Source organism: Streptomyces sp. NPDC005803, from assembly GCF_040630435.1.
Taxonomy (GTDB): Bacteria; Actinomycetota; Actinomycetes; order Streptomycetales; family Streptomycetaceae; genus Streptomyces.
The window spans coordinates 88,183-102,344 of record NZ_JBEXXO010000008.1 but is presented as its reverse complement, the minus strand read 5'-3'; the positions used below and the strand labels follow the sequence as shown (position 1 = coordinate 102,344).

General features: G+C 71.0%; 16 protein-coding genes and 1 tRNA gene. 10 read left to right on the top strand and 7 right to left on the bottom strand.

Translation table 11 applies throughout. The features are described 5' to 3' along the window. Positions 1-94: 94 nt before the first annotated feature. The 4 genes from rsrA to ABZ454_RS13810 all read right to left on the bottom strand — a co-directional run bounded on the left by rsrA (position 95) and on the right by ABZ454_RS13810 (position 2,872). Positions 95-415: a mycothiol system anti-sigma-R factor gene (gene rsrA, locus ABZ454_RS13825; protein WP_356316832.1), complete on the bottom strand. Its 321-nt coding sequence runs from the start codon at positions 413-415 to the stop codon at positions 95-97. Then, positions 412-1,068, bottom strand: coding sequence for a sigma-70 family RNA polymerase sigma factor (locus ABZ454_RS13820; RefSeq protein WP_018105559.1), 657 nt, complete (start codon positions 1,066-1,068; stop codon positions 412-414). Before ABZ454_RS13820 ends, rsrA begins: the two co-directional genes overlap by 4 nt. Positions 1,069-1,352: 284 nt before the next feature. Beyond that, on the bottom strand, positions 1,353-2,003 hold the full coding sequence (locus tag ABZ454_RS13815) for an alpha/beta family hydrolase (RefSeq protein WP_359537896.1): 651 nt from the start codon (positions 2,001-2,003) through the stop codon (positions 1,353-1,355). A gap of 53 nt (positions 2,004-2,056) precedes the next feature. Then, entirely contained in the window at positions 2,057-2,872 is an 816-nt protein-coding gene (locus ABZ454_RS13810) for an SOS response-associated peptidase (protein WP_356316828.1), read from the bottom strand. 65 nt (positions 2,873-2,937) lie between these two features. Here ABZ454_RS13810 and ABZ454_RS13805 point away from each other — a divergent pair, with 65 nt between their 5' ends. The 4 genes from ABZ454_RS13805 to ABZ454_RS13790 all read left to right on the top strand — a co-directional run bounded on the left by ABZ454_RS13805 (position 2,938) and on the right by ABZ454_RS13790 (position 6,589). Continuing rightward, positions 2,938-3,651 (top strand): M50 family metallopeptidase, encoded by a 714-nt coding sequence (locus ABZ454_RS13805; protein WP_356316826.1) that lies wholly within the window; start codon positions 2,938-2,940, stop codon positions 3,649-3,651. An 89-nt stretch (positions 3,652-3,740) separates the two neighbouring features. Next, positions 3,741-5,081 (top strand): 3-phosphoshikimate 1-carboxyvinyltransferase, encoded by a 1,341-nt coding sequence (gene aroA, locus ABZ454_RS13800; RefSeq protein WP_356316824.1) that lies wholly within the window; start codon positions 3,741-3,743, stop codon positions 5,079-5,081. 3 nt (positions 5,082-5,084) lie between these two features. Then, positions 5,085-6,101 carry a ribosome small subunit-dependent GTPase A gene (rsgA, locus tag ABZ454_RS13795; RefSeq protein ID WP_356316822.1) on the top strand — a complete coding sequence of 339 codons (1,017 nt, stop codon included), beginning with the start codon at positions 5,085-5,087 and terminating at the stop codon, positions 6,099-6,101. 164 nt (positions 6,102-6,265) lie between these two features. After that, positions 6,266-6,589, top strand: a complete 324-nt coding sequence (locus tag ABZ454_RS13790) for a multidrug efflux SMR transporter (RefSeq protein ID WP_030969764.1) — start codon at positions 6,266-6,268, stop codon at positions 6,587-6,589. 15 nt (positions 6,590-6,604) lie between these two features. On the opposite strand, the gene ABZ454_RS13785 is transcribed toward ABZ454_RS13790, so the two are convergent. Continuing rightward, positions 6,605-7,225 carry a helix-turn-helix domain-containing protein gene (locus tag ABZ454_RS13785; protein ID WP_359537894.1) on the bottom strand — a complete coding sequence of 207 codons (621 nt, stop codon included), beginning with the start codon at positions 7,223-7,225 and terminating at the stop codon, positions 6,605-6,607. 123 nt (positions 7,226-7,348) lie between these two features. Here ABZ454_RS13785 and hisN point away from each other — a divergent pair, with 123 nt between their 5' ends. Next, entirely contained in the window at positions 7,349-8,149 is an 801-nt protein-coding gene (gene hisN, locus ABZ454_RS13780) for a histidinol-phosphatase (protein WP_356316818.1), read from the top strand. Between the two features lie 197 nt (positions 8,150-8,346). After that, entirely contained in the window at positions 8,347-8,748 is a 402-nt protein-coding gene (locus tag ABZ454_RS13775; RefSeq protein WP_359537892.1) for a CBS domain-containing protein, read from the top strand. Between the two features lie 101 nt (positions 8,749-8,849). Here the strand turns inward: ABZ454_RS13775 and ABZ454_RS13770 are convergent, their stop codons facing one another. Then, positions 8,850-10,301: a catalase gene (locus ABZ454_RS13770; RefSeq protein ID WP_359537891.1), complete on the bottom strand. Its 1,452-nt coding sequence runs from the start codon at positions 10,299-10,301 to the stop codon at positions 8,850-8,852. Between the two features lie 174 nt (positions 10,302-10,475). Here ABZ454_RS13770 and ABZ454_RS13765 point away from each other — a divergent pair, with 174 nt between their 5' ends. The 4 genes from ABZ454_RS13765 to ABZ454_RS13750 all read left to right on the top strand — a co-directional run bounded on the left by ABZ454_RS13765 (position 10,476) and on the right by ABZ454_RS13750 (position 13,968). Continuing rightward, positions 10,476-10,895 carry a Fur family transcriptional regulator gene (locus tag ABZ454_RS13765; RefSeq protein WP_356316812.1) on the top strand — a complete coding sequence of 140 codons (420 nt, stop codon included), beginning with the start codon at positions 10,476-10,478 and terminating at the stop codon, positions 10,893-10,895. A gap of 207 nt (positions 10,896-11,102) precedes the next feature. Beyond that, on the top strand, positions 11,103-11,921 hold the full coding sequence (locus tag ABZ454_RS13760; protein ID WP_359537890.1) for an ABC transporter ATP-binding protein: 819 nt from the start codon (positions 11,103-11,105) through the stop codon (positions 11,919-11,921). After that, complete coding sequence (locus tag ABZ454_RS13755; protein WP_359537888.1) at positions 11,918-12,787, top strand: ABC transporter permease; 870 nt, start codon at positions 11,918-11,920, stop codon at positions 12,785-12,787. Before ABZ454_RS13760 ends, ABZ454_RS13755 begins: the two co-directional genes overlap by 4 nt. Positions 12,788-12,819: 32 nt before the next feature. Next, a complete protein-coding gene (locus ABZ454_RS13750; protein ID WP_359537887.1) occupies positions 12,820-13,968 on the top strand; it encodes an ABC transporter substrate-binding protein in 1,149 nt (382 codons plus the stop codon). 80 nt (positions 13,969-14,048) lie between these two features. Here ABZ454_RS13750 and ABZ454_RS13745 read toward each other — a convergent pair. After that, positions 14,049-14,122 (bottom strand) — tRNA-Met (locus tag ABZ454_RS13745). Between the last annotated feature and the right edge of the window lie 40 nt (positions 14,123-14,162).

Sequence of the window (14,162 nt, the reverse complement as noted above, 5' to 3'; positions counted from 1 at the left end):
CGCCCCCCAGCATCGCCAATGGAGGCGTCAGGCTAGCGAGTTGGGCGTCCCGGCTGAGGGCCGACGACCGCGATTAGCACGTTCGGGTGATGCGTCATTCGTTGGCGGCGGCCGGCAGTTCGCTGCCGGAGACCGTGACGTCCTGTTCCGGCACCGCCTGTCCGGAACGGATCAGGTCGATCCGGCCCAGCACCTTCGAACGCAGGTCGGCCGGTACGTCGTCCTGACCGCAGCACCGCTTGACCAGCTTCTTCACGGCCTGCTCCAGGCCGTACTTCTCCAGGCAGGGGGAGCACTCACCGAAGTGCACCTCGAACTTGGTGCAGTCGCTGTCGGGCATCTCCCGGTCGAGAAACTCGTAGAGGTGATCGAGTACCTCTGCGCACTCCGTCTCGTGCGGCTCTCCGCAGCTCATGAGCCCGAGCCTTTCCGATCGTCCGACTCACCGGCGCCCGCCGGGACGAGCCCGCGGTCACGGGCGTAGTCCTCCAGCATGCCGCGCAGTTGACGGCGGCCCCGGTGCAGTCGGGACATCACCGTACCGATGGGAGTCCCCATGATGTCCGCGATCTCCTTGTAGGCAAAGCCCTCTACATCGGCGAGATACACCGCGATGCGGAACTCCTCGGGGATCGCCTGCAGCGCGGACTTCACATCGGAGTCGGGCAGGTGATCGAGGGCCTGCGACTCGGCGGAGCGCAGACCGGTGGACATGTGCGACTCCGCACGCGCCAGCTGCCAGTCCTCGATCTCCTCGGCGGCACTGCGCTGGGGTTCGCGCTGCTTCTTGCGGTACGAGTTGATGAAGGTGTTGGTGAGGATGCGGTACATCCACGCCTTGAGGTTGGTGCCCTCACGGAACTGGTGGAAGGAGCCGTACGCCTTGGCATACGTCTCCTGGACCAGGTCCTCGGCATCCGCGGGGTTGCGCGTCATGCGCAGCGCGGCCGAGTACATCTGGTCGAGAAAACCGAGGGCATCGCGCTCGAAGCGCGCGTTGCGCTCGGCCGTCGTCTCCTGCGGGCGGCCGTCGTCGGTCCCTGTGTCGGTCCCAGTGACCGGACCCACCTCCTCCAACGCTGTTGCGGATCCGAAGCCGGACCCGCTCGAATCGGAGAATAGTCGACCTTGGTCCGGCGCGTGCAGTCGATCCGGTCCGCTCAGTGCCCGCTCGGGAGTGGTCTTGGCCGCATGCAGGACCGTCCACTCCAGGTCAGCGGCGTTCGAGCGACGCGGGCAGATGGTCGAACCCATGCGACGGACTCCCTCTCCACATACGACGTTGGTGTACCGACGTCCCGAACAACAGCGGCCCCCCGTCCCGCATTCCCGGGCGCCTGACCAGTTCCGGATCACACGATTCCGGCCAGCCATCCGGTCACGGAAGTGGTGAGGATCTCCTTCACCCGGTCCTCGGTCATCCCGGACCGCTTGGGGACCGCGAAGCCGTGGTCCCCGTGCGGCACCTCGGCGATCAGGTACTCCCCCGCCGGGAATTCGGCGGGCTTGCCGAAGGGGTCGTTGCCGCCCTGGACGACGAGGGTGGGGAGCCCGGAGGCCAGGAGTTCGTCCGCGCGGGACTTCTCCGGGCGGCCCGGGGGGTGCAGCGGGAAGCTGAGCGCCAGGACCGCCCGGGCCCCGAGCCCGGCCGCTGTGCGGCAGGCCACCCTCGCCCCGGCGCTGCGCCCGCCGGCGACGACCGGGAGCCCGGGGGCCGCCAGCGCCGGCCACAGGCCGCGCCAGCCGGTGTCCAGGGTCTTGGGGGCGGGCGCCAGCTTCTTCCCCGCGACCCTCCAGGGCTGCTCCACCAGGGCCACGCCGACCCCGTGCGCGGGGAGCGCGGCGGCCAGGGCCCGCAGGTCCCGGGCCTCCACGCCGCCGCCCGCGCCGTGCCCGAGGGCGAGCAGGAGGCGCGGCGAGGACGCGGGGAACCAGGTGATCCGGGCGGTTCCGGTCTCGGTGTCGACCGTGTCGGTGTGCGGTGCTGTGCCGGTGGGTTTCACGTCCCCATCCAACCAAGCCGCCCGGGACCGGGCCGGTCGTGGCGCGGCCGGTGTCAGAAGAGCGTGCTCACCTCGGGCGCCGCCAGCTCGTCGAGCAGCTCGGGGCCGTTGTTGCGGACGTTGCTGACCGCGGTCGCCACCGGGTACGCCCGCATCAGCCCGCCGGGCGGCGGCGCGAGCAGTCCGCGCAGCTCCTCGACGTCGGTGCGGGAGGGGTCCAGCCAGTCGTCCCAGCGGTCCGGGGTCAGCATCAGGGGCATCCGGGGGTGGATGTCGGCGAGCGCGGCCGGGCCCTCGGCGGGCGCGACGGCCAGCGGGCTCGTCTCCGCCTCGGTCGTGATCACCGAGCAGGTCACCCACCAGGCCTGCGGGTGGTCGTCCGGCAGCGTCCGGTCGCGCCAGAACTCGTACAGCCCGGCCATGGCGAAGACCGATCCGTCGGCGGGTGTCACGAAGTACGGCTGCTTACGGGGGCGCTTCTTCCGGCCCTTCTCCTCCAGCTGCCGCTCCTGCGCGCCGGTCACCCACTCGTAATAGCCGTCGGCCGGCAGGATGCAGCGCCGCGAGACGAACGGGCGCCGGAAGGACGGCTTCTCGTGGATCGTCTCGGCGCGGGCGTTGATCATCCGGGCCCCGCCGTCCGGGGTCGTGGCCCAGGAGGGGACGAGCCCCCATTTCAGGGCGCGCAGCTGGCGAACCGGACGCTGGTCGTCGGCGTCCTTCACAGGACGTTCCAGTACGGCGTAGACCTCCTTGGTCGGCGCCACGTTGTAATCGGGTTCCAGCGTCTCGGCCGGTTCCCACTTCTCCACCTGGAAGAGTCCGGTCAGATCCTCGGGCCGCCGACTCGCTGCATACCGTCCGCACATAGGTGCCAGACTGCCACGACCGTCATCCGGACCGGACGCCAATACCGCAAGGAGCCGCCCCCTCCATGGACAGCACCGATCTCGGCAATCTGTGGGACCGCGTCTTCGGCACCCAGCCCGCCCCCGAGCAGTGGCTGGTGGTGGTGACCGCCACGGCCGCACTCATCGCCGTCGTGCCGAACTTCATATGGCGGCTCTCACGCAACGCGATCACCATCGCCCACGAGGGCGGCCACGGGCTGATCGCGCTGGTCACCGGACGGCAGCTCTCGGGCATCCGGCTGCACTCCGACACCAGCGGCCTGACGGTGAGCCGGGGCAAGCCGACCGGGATCGGGATGGTCCTGACCGCGGCGGCGGGCTACACCGCGCCGCCGTTGCTGGGTCTGGGGGGCGCCTGGCTGCTGGAGAACGGCAGGATCACCCTGCTGCTGTGGCTGGCCACGGCGCTGCTCGCGGTGATGCTCGTGATGATCCGCAATCTGTACGGGGCACTGACGGTGATCTTCACCGGTTCGCTCTTCCTGCTGATGTCGTGGCTGGCCTCACCCGCCTGGCAGTCCCTGTTCGCCTACAGCGCGGTCTGGTTCCTGCTGCTGGGCGGCGTGCGCCCGGCGTTCGAGCTGCAGTCCAAGCGGCGGCACGGCGGGGCGCCGGACTCGGACGTGGACCAGCTGGCCCGGCTGACGGACGTACCGGCCGCGCTGTGGCTCTTCCTGTTCCACGCGGTGTCGCTCTGCTCACTCATCGGCGGCGGCCGCTGGCTGCTGGGACTGTGAGCCGCATCCTCTACCACTCCGGGGTTACGCCCCGATTTCGTCATTTTTGATCAGAATCCAGGTTCGCGATGAGCCACTAAAGTGACCTCATGACCGAAAGTGCCGTGCACCCCGCCCTCTGGCCCGCCCCCCACGCGAGCGGAGCCGTCGACGCGACCGTCACCGTGCCCGGATCGAAGTCGGTCACCAACCGCGCTCTGGTGCTGGCCGCGCTCGCCGCGGAGCCGGGCTGGCTGCGCCGCCCGCTGCGCTCCCGCGACACCCTGCTGATGGCGGACGCGCTGCGCGCGATGGGCGTCGGCATCGAGGAGACGGTGTCCTCCAACTCGGCGGCGACCGGCGGCACGGACGTCTCGGGCGAGGCCTGGCGGGTCATCCCGGCCGGCCTGCACGGCTCGGTGACCGTCGACGTGGGCAACGCCGGCACCGTCATGCGGTTCCTGCCGCCGGTGGCGACCCTGGCGGGCGGCCCGGTCCGCTTCGACGGCGACCCCCGCTCCTACGAGCGCCCGCTGACCGGGGTGATCGACGCCCTGCGCGTGCTCGGCGCCCGGATCGACGACAACGGCCGCGGCTGTCTGCCGATGACCGTGCACGGCGTCGGCGCCCTGGACGGCGGGCCGGTGGCGATCGACGCCTCCTCGTCCTCCCAGTTCGTGTCGGCGCTGCTGTTGTCGGCGCCACGTTTCAACCAGGGCGTGGAGGTACGGCACACCGGTGACCGGCTGCCCTCCATGCCGCACATCCGGATGACCGTCGACATGCTGCGGGCCGTCGGCGCCCAGGTGGACGAGCCGGAGACGGGCGGCGAGCCGAACGTCTGGCGGGTCTCCCCCTCGGCGCTGCTGGGCCGCGACCTGACGGTGGAGCCGGACCTCTCCAACGCCCAGCCGTTCCTGGCGGCGGCGCTGGTCACCGGCGGCCGGGTCACCATTCCGGACTGGCCGCTGCGCACCACGCAGCCCGGTGACGCGCTGCGCGAGATCTTCACCGCGATGGGCGGCAGCTGCGAACTGACCGAGCACGGGCTCACCTTCACCGGCTCGGGCCGGATCCACGGCATCGACGTCGACCTCGGCGAGGTCGGCGAGCTGACCCCGGGCATCGCCGCCGTCGCGGCCCTGGCCGACTCCCCCTCCACCCTGAGCGGCGTCGCCCACCTGCGGCTGCACGAGACGGACCGGCTGGCCGCGCTCACCAAGGAGATCAACGAGCTGGGCGGTGACGTCACCGAGACGGCCGACGGTCTCCACATCCGGCCCAGGCCGCTGCGCGGCGGTACCTTCCATACGTACGACGACCACCGGATGGCCACCGCGGGGTCGATCATCGGCCTTGCCGTCCCCGGAGTGGAGATCGAGAACGTGGCGACGACTGCCAAGACCCTGCCCGACTTCCCGCAGATGTGGACCGGAATGCTCGGGGCCTGAGACATGCGCCGCTACGGCAAGAATCCCGACGAGGACGACATCCGGGTCCGCCCCAACCGCAAGGGCAACCGGCCTCGTACGCACACCCGGCCCAAGCACGAGGACGCCGAGGAGGGCATGGTCCTCACCGTGGACCGCGGCCGGCTCACCTGCCTCGTCGAGGGCCGCACGGTCATCGCGATGAAGGCCCGTGAGCTGGGCCGCAAGGCCGCGGTGGTGGGCGACACCGTCTCGATCGTCGGCGACCTGTCCGGCGACAAGGACACCCTCGCCCGGATCGTCCGGATCGGTGAGCGCCGCTCGGTGCTGCGCCGGACGGCGGATGACGACGACCCGTTCGAGCGGGTGGTGGTGGCCAATGCCGACCAGTTGGCCATCGTCACGGCGCTGGCCGATCCGGAGCCCCGTCCGCGCATGATCGACCGCTGTCTGGTCGCCGCGTACGACGGCGGGCTCTCCCCCCTCCTCGTGCTGACCAAGTCCGATCTGGCCTCGCCGGACAAGCTGCTGGAGGCGTACACCCCGCTGGGGGTCCCCTTCATCGTCACCAGCCGCGAGGAACTGGAGAACGGGGACGCCGCCGACCGGGTCCGCGAGCAGCTCAACGACCGGGTCACCGCCTTCGTCGGGCATTCCGGCGTAGGCAAGACCACCCTGGTCAACGCCCTCGTCCCCAAGGACAGGCGGCGCACCACCGGGGTCGTCAACGCGGTCACCGGCCGGGGCAGGCACACCACCACGTCGGCGCTGGCGCTCCCGCTGCCGGACTACCGGGGCTGGGTGATCGACACCCCCGGCGTGCGTTCCTTCGGTCTGAACCACATCGACCCGTCGCGGGTCATCAACGCCTTCCCCGACCTCCAGCCCGGCACCGAGGAGTGCCCGCGCGGCTGCACGCACGACAGCCAGCAACCGGAATGCGCGCTGGACGCCTGGGTGGCGGCGGGCCACGCCGATCCGGCCCGGCTGGATTCGCTGCGCCGGCTGCTGTCCACGCGGGAGCGGCGCGAAGGCGACTGAGCGGGAATCCGCGCGGCAGCGGCGCCAGGGCGCCCGGACCGCGATCCGGGCGGGAGTGAAGCGAAGCCGTCGGCCCCGCCACGTTTGCGATCACCCGTCACTGGTAAATGCATAATCACACCCAGCGGTACAAGGCGGTCACCTACGCGGGAGGGGCACGGACGATGGCGTGGCTGCTGGTCGTGGTCGCGGGACTCCTGGAGACCGGTTTCGCGGTCTGCCTCAAGCTCTCGCACGGCTTCACCCGGCTCTGGCCGACCATCGCCTTCTGCATCTTCGCCCTCGGCAGTTTCGGTCTGCTGACCCTGTCGCTGAAGAAGCTCGACGTCGGTCCCGCCTACGCGGTGTGGACCGGCATCGGTGCGGCGGGCACCGCCATCTACGGCATGGTCTTCCTGGACGACGTGGTCTCCACGCTCAAGCTGATCTCGATCTCGCTGGTGATCCTGGGCGTGATCGGGCTGCAGCTCTCCGGCTCGTCCCACTGACGGTCCGCACCACGCTCAGGCGGCCGGGTCGGACAGCCGGTCCACGATCTCCCGCACGAGGCGCACCCCGTCCCCCGCCCCGCCACCGGGCGCGGGCACCAGCGCGTAGGACAGGGCGAGCCGCAGAGCGAGCTCGCAGGTCCTGGCGAGGGCGGCCGGGTCGTGCGGCGGGCGCCCCTCGCCCAGAGCGGCCACCGCGCGGTCCCGCACCTGGCCGAGGAGTCCGGCGGGGGTCGGCGGGCCGGCATCGGCCCGGCGCTGGGCCGGCACGGAGGCGGCGGAGCGTCGCACCGAAGCCTCGGGGCGGGCTAACCGCTCACTCCAGCAGTCCGTGAGCAACGCCCTGACCAGGGTGTCCGTCCGTACGGCGCGGACCGTCCAGGCGGCGGTGGCCGCCAGCCTGTCGCTCGTACCGCCGGCGGAGCCGAGCGCTCGGTCCACACCGGCCAGATAGCGGTCGGCGGCTCGCCGGACCAGGGCCCGGGCCAGTCCGTCCTTGCTGCCGAACTCGTTGTAGAGCGTCTGGCGGGACACCCCGGCGGCCGCGGCCACGTCAACCATGCGCACGGCGGGCCACGGCCGGGCGGTCAGTGCCGCGTGGGCGGCGTCAAGCAAGGCTTCCCGCGCTGTCGGCATCGTCGCCTCCCACGCCGAGGGCTCCGTCGTTGCAGAGTTGAGGCGCTCCTGCGTGGTGTCAAGGGTTCCCGGGGCCTCCGGGGCCCTGTGGCTCCGTTCACCCGCGGTGGATACTGTGACGGCATGCCCGATTACCACGATGATCTGCGCCTCGCCCACGTGCTGGCGGACGCCGCCGACGCGACGACGATGGACCGGTTCAAGGCTCTGGACCTCAAGGTCGAGACCAAGCCGGACATGACGCCGGTGAGCGAGGCCGACAAGGCCGCCGAGGAGCTGATCCGCGGCCACCTCCACCGGGCACGGCCGCGCGACGCGATCCTGGGCGAGGAGTACGGGATCGAGGGGACGGGCCCGCGCCGCTGGGTGATCGACCCGATCGACGGCACCAAGAACTACGTGCGCGGCGTGCCGGTCTGGGCGACGCTGATCTCGCTGATGGAGGCCGGCGACGACGGCTTCCAGCCGGTGGTGGGTGTGGTGTCCGCGCCCGCGCTGCAGCGGCGCTGGTGGGCCGCGAAGGGCGCGGGCGCGTACTCCGGCCGCAGTCTGACCTCGGCGACCCGGCTCGGCGTCTCGAAGGTGGAGCGCATCGCGGACGCCTCGTTCGCGTACTCCTCACTGACCGGCTGGGAGGAGCAGGGCCGGCTGGACGGCCTCATGGACCTGACCCGGGCCTGCTGGCGCACCCGTGGGTACGGGGACTTCTGGCCGTACATGATGGTCGCGGAGGGTGCGGTCGACATCTGCGCCGAACCGGAGCTCTCGCTCTGGGACATGGCCGCGAACGCGATCATCGTTCAGGAGGCCGGTGGCCGGTTCACCAGCCTGGACGGCGTCAGCGGGCCGGGCGGCGGGAACGCCGCGGCTTCGAACGGGATCCTCCACCACGAGCTGCTGGGCTATCTGAACCAGCGCTACTGAACGCGCCGCACCGGGCCGCACGGCCCCTGACCGGCGCACCGGAGCGATCAGGGGCGTGCCGCACCACCGCACGCCCCTCGAACGATCTTCGCTCCCCCTTGTTGCCGCCCCCCATCGGTGCGACTCTGAGAGTCCCCCCGCTTGTGAACTTGTGAATCGGCTCACGTAGTCGTTTCACGAAGGAGGTGGCTCCCTTCATGATCGTCCGTGACGCCATGAGTACGGTGGTCCTCACCATCGGCCCGGCCCATACCCTCCGCCAGGCAGCCCGGCTGATGTCGGCGCGCCGGATCGGAGCAGCCGTCGTCCACGACCCGGACACCTGCGGACTCGGCATCCTCACCGAGCGTGACATCCTCAACGCGGTCGGAGCGGGCCAGGACCCCGACCGGGAGACCGCTTCCACCCACACCACGACCGACGTGGTCTTCGCCGCCCCGACCTGGACCCTGGAGGAGGCCGCCGCGGCCATGACGCACGGCGGCTTCCGGCATCTGATCGTGCTGGACGACGACGGGCCGGTCGGCATCGTCTCCGTGCGCGACATCATGCGCTGCTGGACGCCCGCCGGGCGCCGGCCGGTGGAACTGGTCGGCTGACAGCCCCCTGCGGGCCGGACGCACGACCGGCCGGCCCCCGCGTGCGGGAACCGGCCGGCTGGACGGACGAGGAGCCCCGGCGATGAGCCGCCGGGCGGGCGTCAGGCGCGCAGGGCCTGCACGGCCGCCTCCAGGCGCTTGCCGAAGTCCCCGTCGGCCTGACGGAAGTTGTCGATCGCGCGCTCGGCGATGTCATCGCGCGAGACCTTCGCGATGAACCCGGCGAGGTTGTCGATCAGCCGGCTCTTCTCGTCCTCGGTGTAGAGCCGGTAAAGGTTCCCGGCCTGCACGAAGTCGTTGTCCTCGGCGTGGCGCGGCGTCTCGTGCGTGCCGGTGCCGCCCGCGACCTGGGTGGCCTCCCACAGGGGGCGGTCGGTCTGGACCGGTCCGCCGAAGCTGTTCGGCTCGTAGTTCTTCGCGCCCTTGTGGCGGCCGTCGTACAGGTAACCGTCACGGCTGTGGGTGCGCGCCTCGGTGGCGTGCGGGCGGTTGACCGGCAGGTGGTCGGCGTTGATCCCGACGCGGTAGCGGTGCGCGTCGCCGTACGCGAAGAGACGCCCCTGGAGCATCTTGTCCGGCGACGGACCGATGCCGGGCACGAAGTGCGCGGGGCTGAAGATCGACTGCTCGGTCTCGGCGAAGACGTTCTCCGGGTTCCGGTTGAGCTCCAGCTTGCCGATCTCGATCGTCGGGTAGTCCGCGTGCGGCCACACCTTGGTGAGGTCGAACGGGTTGAAGCGGTACGTCGCCGCCTCGGCCGCCGGCATGATCTGGACCTGCACGGTCCACGACGGGAAGTCGCCGCGCTCGATGGACTCACGCAGATCGCGCTGGTGGCTGTCCGGGTCCTCACCGGCGAGCTTGTTCGCCTCGTCCTGGGTGAGGTTCTTGATGCCCTGGTCGGTCTTGAAGTGGTACTTGACCCAGAAGACCTCGCCGGCCTCGTTGTTCCACTGGTAGGTGTGCGAGCCGAACCCGTCCATGTGGCGCAGCGTGGCCGGGATGCCCCGGTCGCCGAAGAGCCAGGTCACCTGGTGGGTGGACTCGGGCGACAGGCCCCAGAAGTCCCAGACGTTGTCCGCCTCCTGCGAGCCGGTGTACGGGTCGCGCTTCTGGGTGTGGATGAAGTCGGGGAACTTGATGGCATCCCTGATGAAGAAGACCGGGGTGTTGTTGCCGACGAGGTCGTAGTTGCCGTCCTCGGTGTAGAACTTCAGCGCGAATCCGCGCGGGTCGCGCACCGCGTCGGCGGAACCGAGGTTGCCCGCGACTGTGGAGAAGCGCAGGAACGTCTCGGTCTGCTTGCCGACCTCGGAGAGGAACTTGGCCCGCGTCCACTGCGAGACGTCACGGGTCAGCGTGAAGGTGCCGTACGCACCGGCGCCACGGGCGTGGACGACGCGCTCCGGAATGCGCTCACGGTTGAAGTGCGCGAGCTTCTCCATCAGCAACTGGTCCTGCACGAGGACCGGACCGCCGACGCCCGCGGTCTGGCTGTTCTGGTTGTCGGCGACTGGTGCGCCGGCCTCCGTGGTGAGCGGTCCCTGTGTCACGTGCGCCTCCTGCGTCGTTCTGTACACGCGTCATGCCGTCATGCCGTCATGGCGAGCACAGCCTGTCCCTGGCCTATGTCGTATCTGATCCTACAATGGACTTTGTCCAAGTCAAGGCGGCTTCCAAAGCCACACACGTTCAGGACTTGGCATCACCACTGTTAGGCTTGCGCCATGAGCGACCTGCTGGAACGACTCCGTGGACGCGGCTGGCGCATGACTGCACAGCGGCGCGTCGTGGCCGAGGTTCTCGACGGGGAGCACGTACACCTGACGGCCGACGAGGTCCACGCACGGGCCGTCGCCAAGCTGCCCGAGATCTCCCGCGCCACCGTCTACAACACGCTGGGTGAGATGGTGACCCTCGGCGAGGTCATCGAGGTCTCCACCGACCGCCGCGCCAAGCGGTACGACCCGAACGCGCACCGCCCGCACCACCACCTGGTCTGCGCGCGGTGCGGCGCCATCCGCGACGTCCATCCGGCGGGCGACCCGCTGGCGGACCTGCCGGCCGGCGAGCGCTTCGGCTTCACGATCTCCGACGTGGAACTGACGTACCGCGGCATCTGCCCGAACTGCGCCGCGACCGCCTGAGCCCGCCCCGGCCCTCCCCTCCACCTTCGGCGAACGGCCGGTAAGGCCACCCTCGGCGCGTCCCGCCGCGCGGAACCGCGGCCGCGCCGCCGCACGGCTCGGCCCCGCACACCCCCTTCCCCAATCTGACGGGTCATCATATCGTCATCGGCGATCACAGCCGCCCCCGCGACGGCTGTGCACCTCGACGCGTACGAGGAGAGACCCGTGGGAGACCCGCACCCGAACCCACCCCAGGCAACCGCGCCGCCGATCACCGCCCCCAAACTCCGCGCCCGCGCCCTGTCCCGCTCCTTCGGGCGCGGCACCCGGGCCCTGGCCGCCCTCGGCCCCGTCGACCTCGACGTCGCGCCGGGCGAGTTCACCTGCATCGTCGGACCGTCCGGCTGCGGCAAGTCCACGCTGCTGAGGATCGCGGCCGGGCTCCTGCGCCCCAGCGCCGGCGAGCTGTCCATCCGTACGGCATCGCCCCGCCCCGCCGCGATGATCTTCCAGGACTACGGGATCCACGACTGGAAGACGGTCCTCGCCAACGTCCGCTTCGGCCTCGACGTCCAGCGCGTACCCCGCCGGGAGGCCGATGCCAGGGCGCGCGACTGGCTGGCCCGGCTGGGGCTCGCCGACTTCGCCGGCGCCTATCCCGCCGAGCTCTCCGGCGGGATGCGCCAGCGGGTGGCCATCGCCCGCGCGCTCGCCGTGGAGCCGGAGATCCTGCTGATGGACGAGCCGTTCGCGGCGCTCGACGCCCAGCTGCGCACGATCCTGCAGGACGAACTGCTCGACCTCACCCAGACCACCCGCACCACCACCCTGTTCATCACCCACAGCCTGGAAGAGGCGATCGTGCTCGGCGACCGGGTCCTGGTGATGTCCGCCAGGCCGGGCCGGATCATCGCCGAACACCGTCCGCCGTTCGCCCGGCCGCGCACCGGCGAGATCCGCTCGGCGCCCGAGTTCACGGCGCTGAAGAGCGAGTTGTGGGACCTGCTGCGCGGCGAGGTCGGCGGAGAGGCGGTTGCGGTATGAGCACAGCCGTGAAGTCCACGACCGCCGGCGAACAGCTCCTGGTGCGCAGGCCGGGGCCGCAGGAGCTCCACCCGGTACGCACCCACCGCAGGCGCCGCACCCTGGAGGTCGCGCTCGCCGTCGCCGTACCGCTGCTCCTGGTCCTGCTCTGGCAGCTGGCCGCCGCCAGGTCCTGGATCGACGAGCGCGTCTACCCCGCGCCCTCCACCATCCTCGCGGACGGCTGGGACCGCGCGGCCGACGGCGATCTGTGGCCGGACGTGTGGGCCACGCTCAAGCGGGTCCTCGGCGGCTATGCGATCGGCACGGTCGCGGGCTACGCCCTCGGCCTGCTGATGGGCTCGCTCGCGCTCGTCCGGGCCGCACTGGAACCGCTGCTCGACGCCCTCTACGTCGTACCGAAACTGGCGCTGCTGCCGGTCTTCCTCAACATGTTCGGCCTCGGCGAGGGGCCGCAGATCGCCCTGGTCGCCGCCACCGTCTTCTTCTTCGTCTGGATCTCGACGATGGCGGCCGTGCTCGCCGTGCCGGCCGGCCACCGGGACGCCGGGCAGGTGTTCGGCGCCTCGCCCTGGCAGATGTTCCGGCACATCCTGCTGCCCGCCTCGCTCCCCGCCGTCCTGGTCGGTGCGCGGATCGCGGCGGGGGTGGCGGTGCTGGTCATCGTCCCCTCGGAGCAGATCGCGGCGGCCGACGGGCTGGGGCACCTGATCTTCGACTCCCGCGCCCTGTTCCGGAACGACGTGATGTTCGTCGGCATCGTCTGCGTGGCGGTGCTCGGCGTGCTCTTCTCCGAGATCGTGCGGATCGCGGGCCGGCTGCTCACCCCCTGGGCACCGCGCGACCGCGGCCGCGGTCAGTCGTGAACGGCTCCACCCGCTCCCCGAACGGAGGCACTGTGCGTACCCGTACCCCTTTCACCCGCACCGTCGCGCTCGTGGCGGCGTCCCTGCTGGGCGCGGCCGGCTGCGCCGGGACGGACGCGTCGGACGGCGCCGACGCCGCTGACGCCGCGCCCCGCACCGTCGAACCGGTCGCCGGCTGCGGCGCCGGCAGCTGGACCGACCCCTCGGACCTCGCACCCGGCCGCGAGCCCGCCCGCTGCGAGAAGGGCGCGCCGGCCGCCCGGCCGCTCGCCGGGAAACGGAAGATCACCGTCGCCACCGGCACCCTGAGCGCGGAGTACGTCGCACCGCTCCAGGTGGCGGTCGCCAAGGGCGAGTTCGCGAAGGAGGGTCTCGACGTCTCCCTGAAGGTGCTCCCCACGCCGGACGCCCTGCCCCTGCTCGCCAAGGGCGACGTCGACGCGCAGTGGGCGGCGCCCGAGGCCGCGGTGATGAACGGCATCAACGGCGGCTTCGCCATCAAGTGGGTCGCGGGCAACTTCTCCCCCGCCCCGACGTCCAAGAGCGGCCTGTGGGTGCGCCTCAAGGACGGTGAGAGCGCCGATCACGTGGACATGGCGGGACGAAGGCTCGGCACGATGATCGGCAAGGGGTCGGTGATCGCGTACCCGATGGACACGTCGCTGAAGAAGCACGGCGGCGGGCTCGACAAGATCAGTTTCCAGCAGCTCGGCTCCGCGGACGTGCTCACCGCCCTGCGGAACGGCGGGGTGGACTCCGCCTGGCTGCTCGATCCCGTCTGGCGGAAGGTCGACGGCGACGAGAAGTACGCCTTCCTGGGCGGCCAGCCCCTCGGCGAGCCGCTCGGCGGCCTCCTCTTCGGCCCGACCCTGCTGAACGAGGACCCGGACGCGGGCGTCGCCTTCCTGCGGGCGTACATCCGCACGGTGAACACCTACTTCGCCGGCGACTACAAGTCCGACCCCGCCTTCGTCGCCGAACTGGCCGAGCTGATGAAGATTGACGAAGCCACCCTGCGCTCGACACCGTCGATGCGGATGGACTGGGAGATCCGCGCGGGCACGACGGACCGGCTGCAGAAGGCGTACGCCGACTCGGGCGTCTCGGAAGGCACTCCGGTGCCGGAGGACAAGGCGGTGGACCGCGCGATGTACGGGGAGGCGGTGGGGCACAAGCCCTGAGCCGGCACGGCTTGCCCAGCACTCGGCGCCCCATGCACAGAGGGCCGGATCCTCGAAAGGATCCGGCCCTCTGTCTTCAGTAGCGGGGACAGGATTTGAACCTGCGACCTCTGGGTTATGAGCCCAGCGAGCTACCGAGCTGCTCCACCCCGCGTCGTTGTGATCCCCACAGTACGTCACGCCCTGGACCAGCG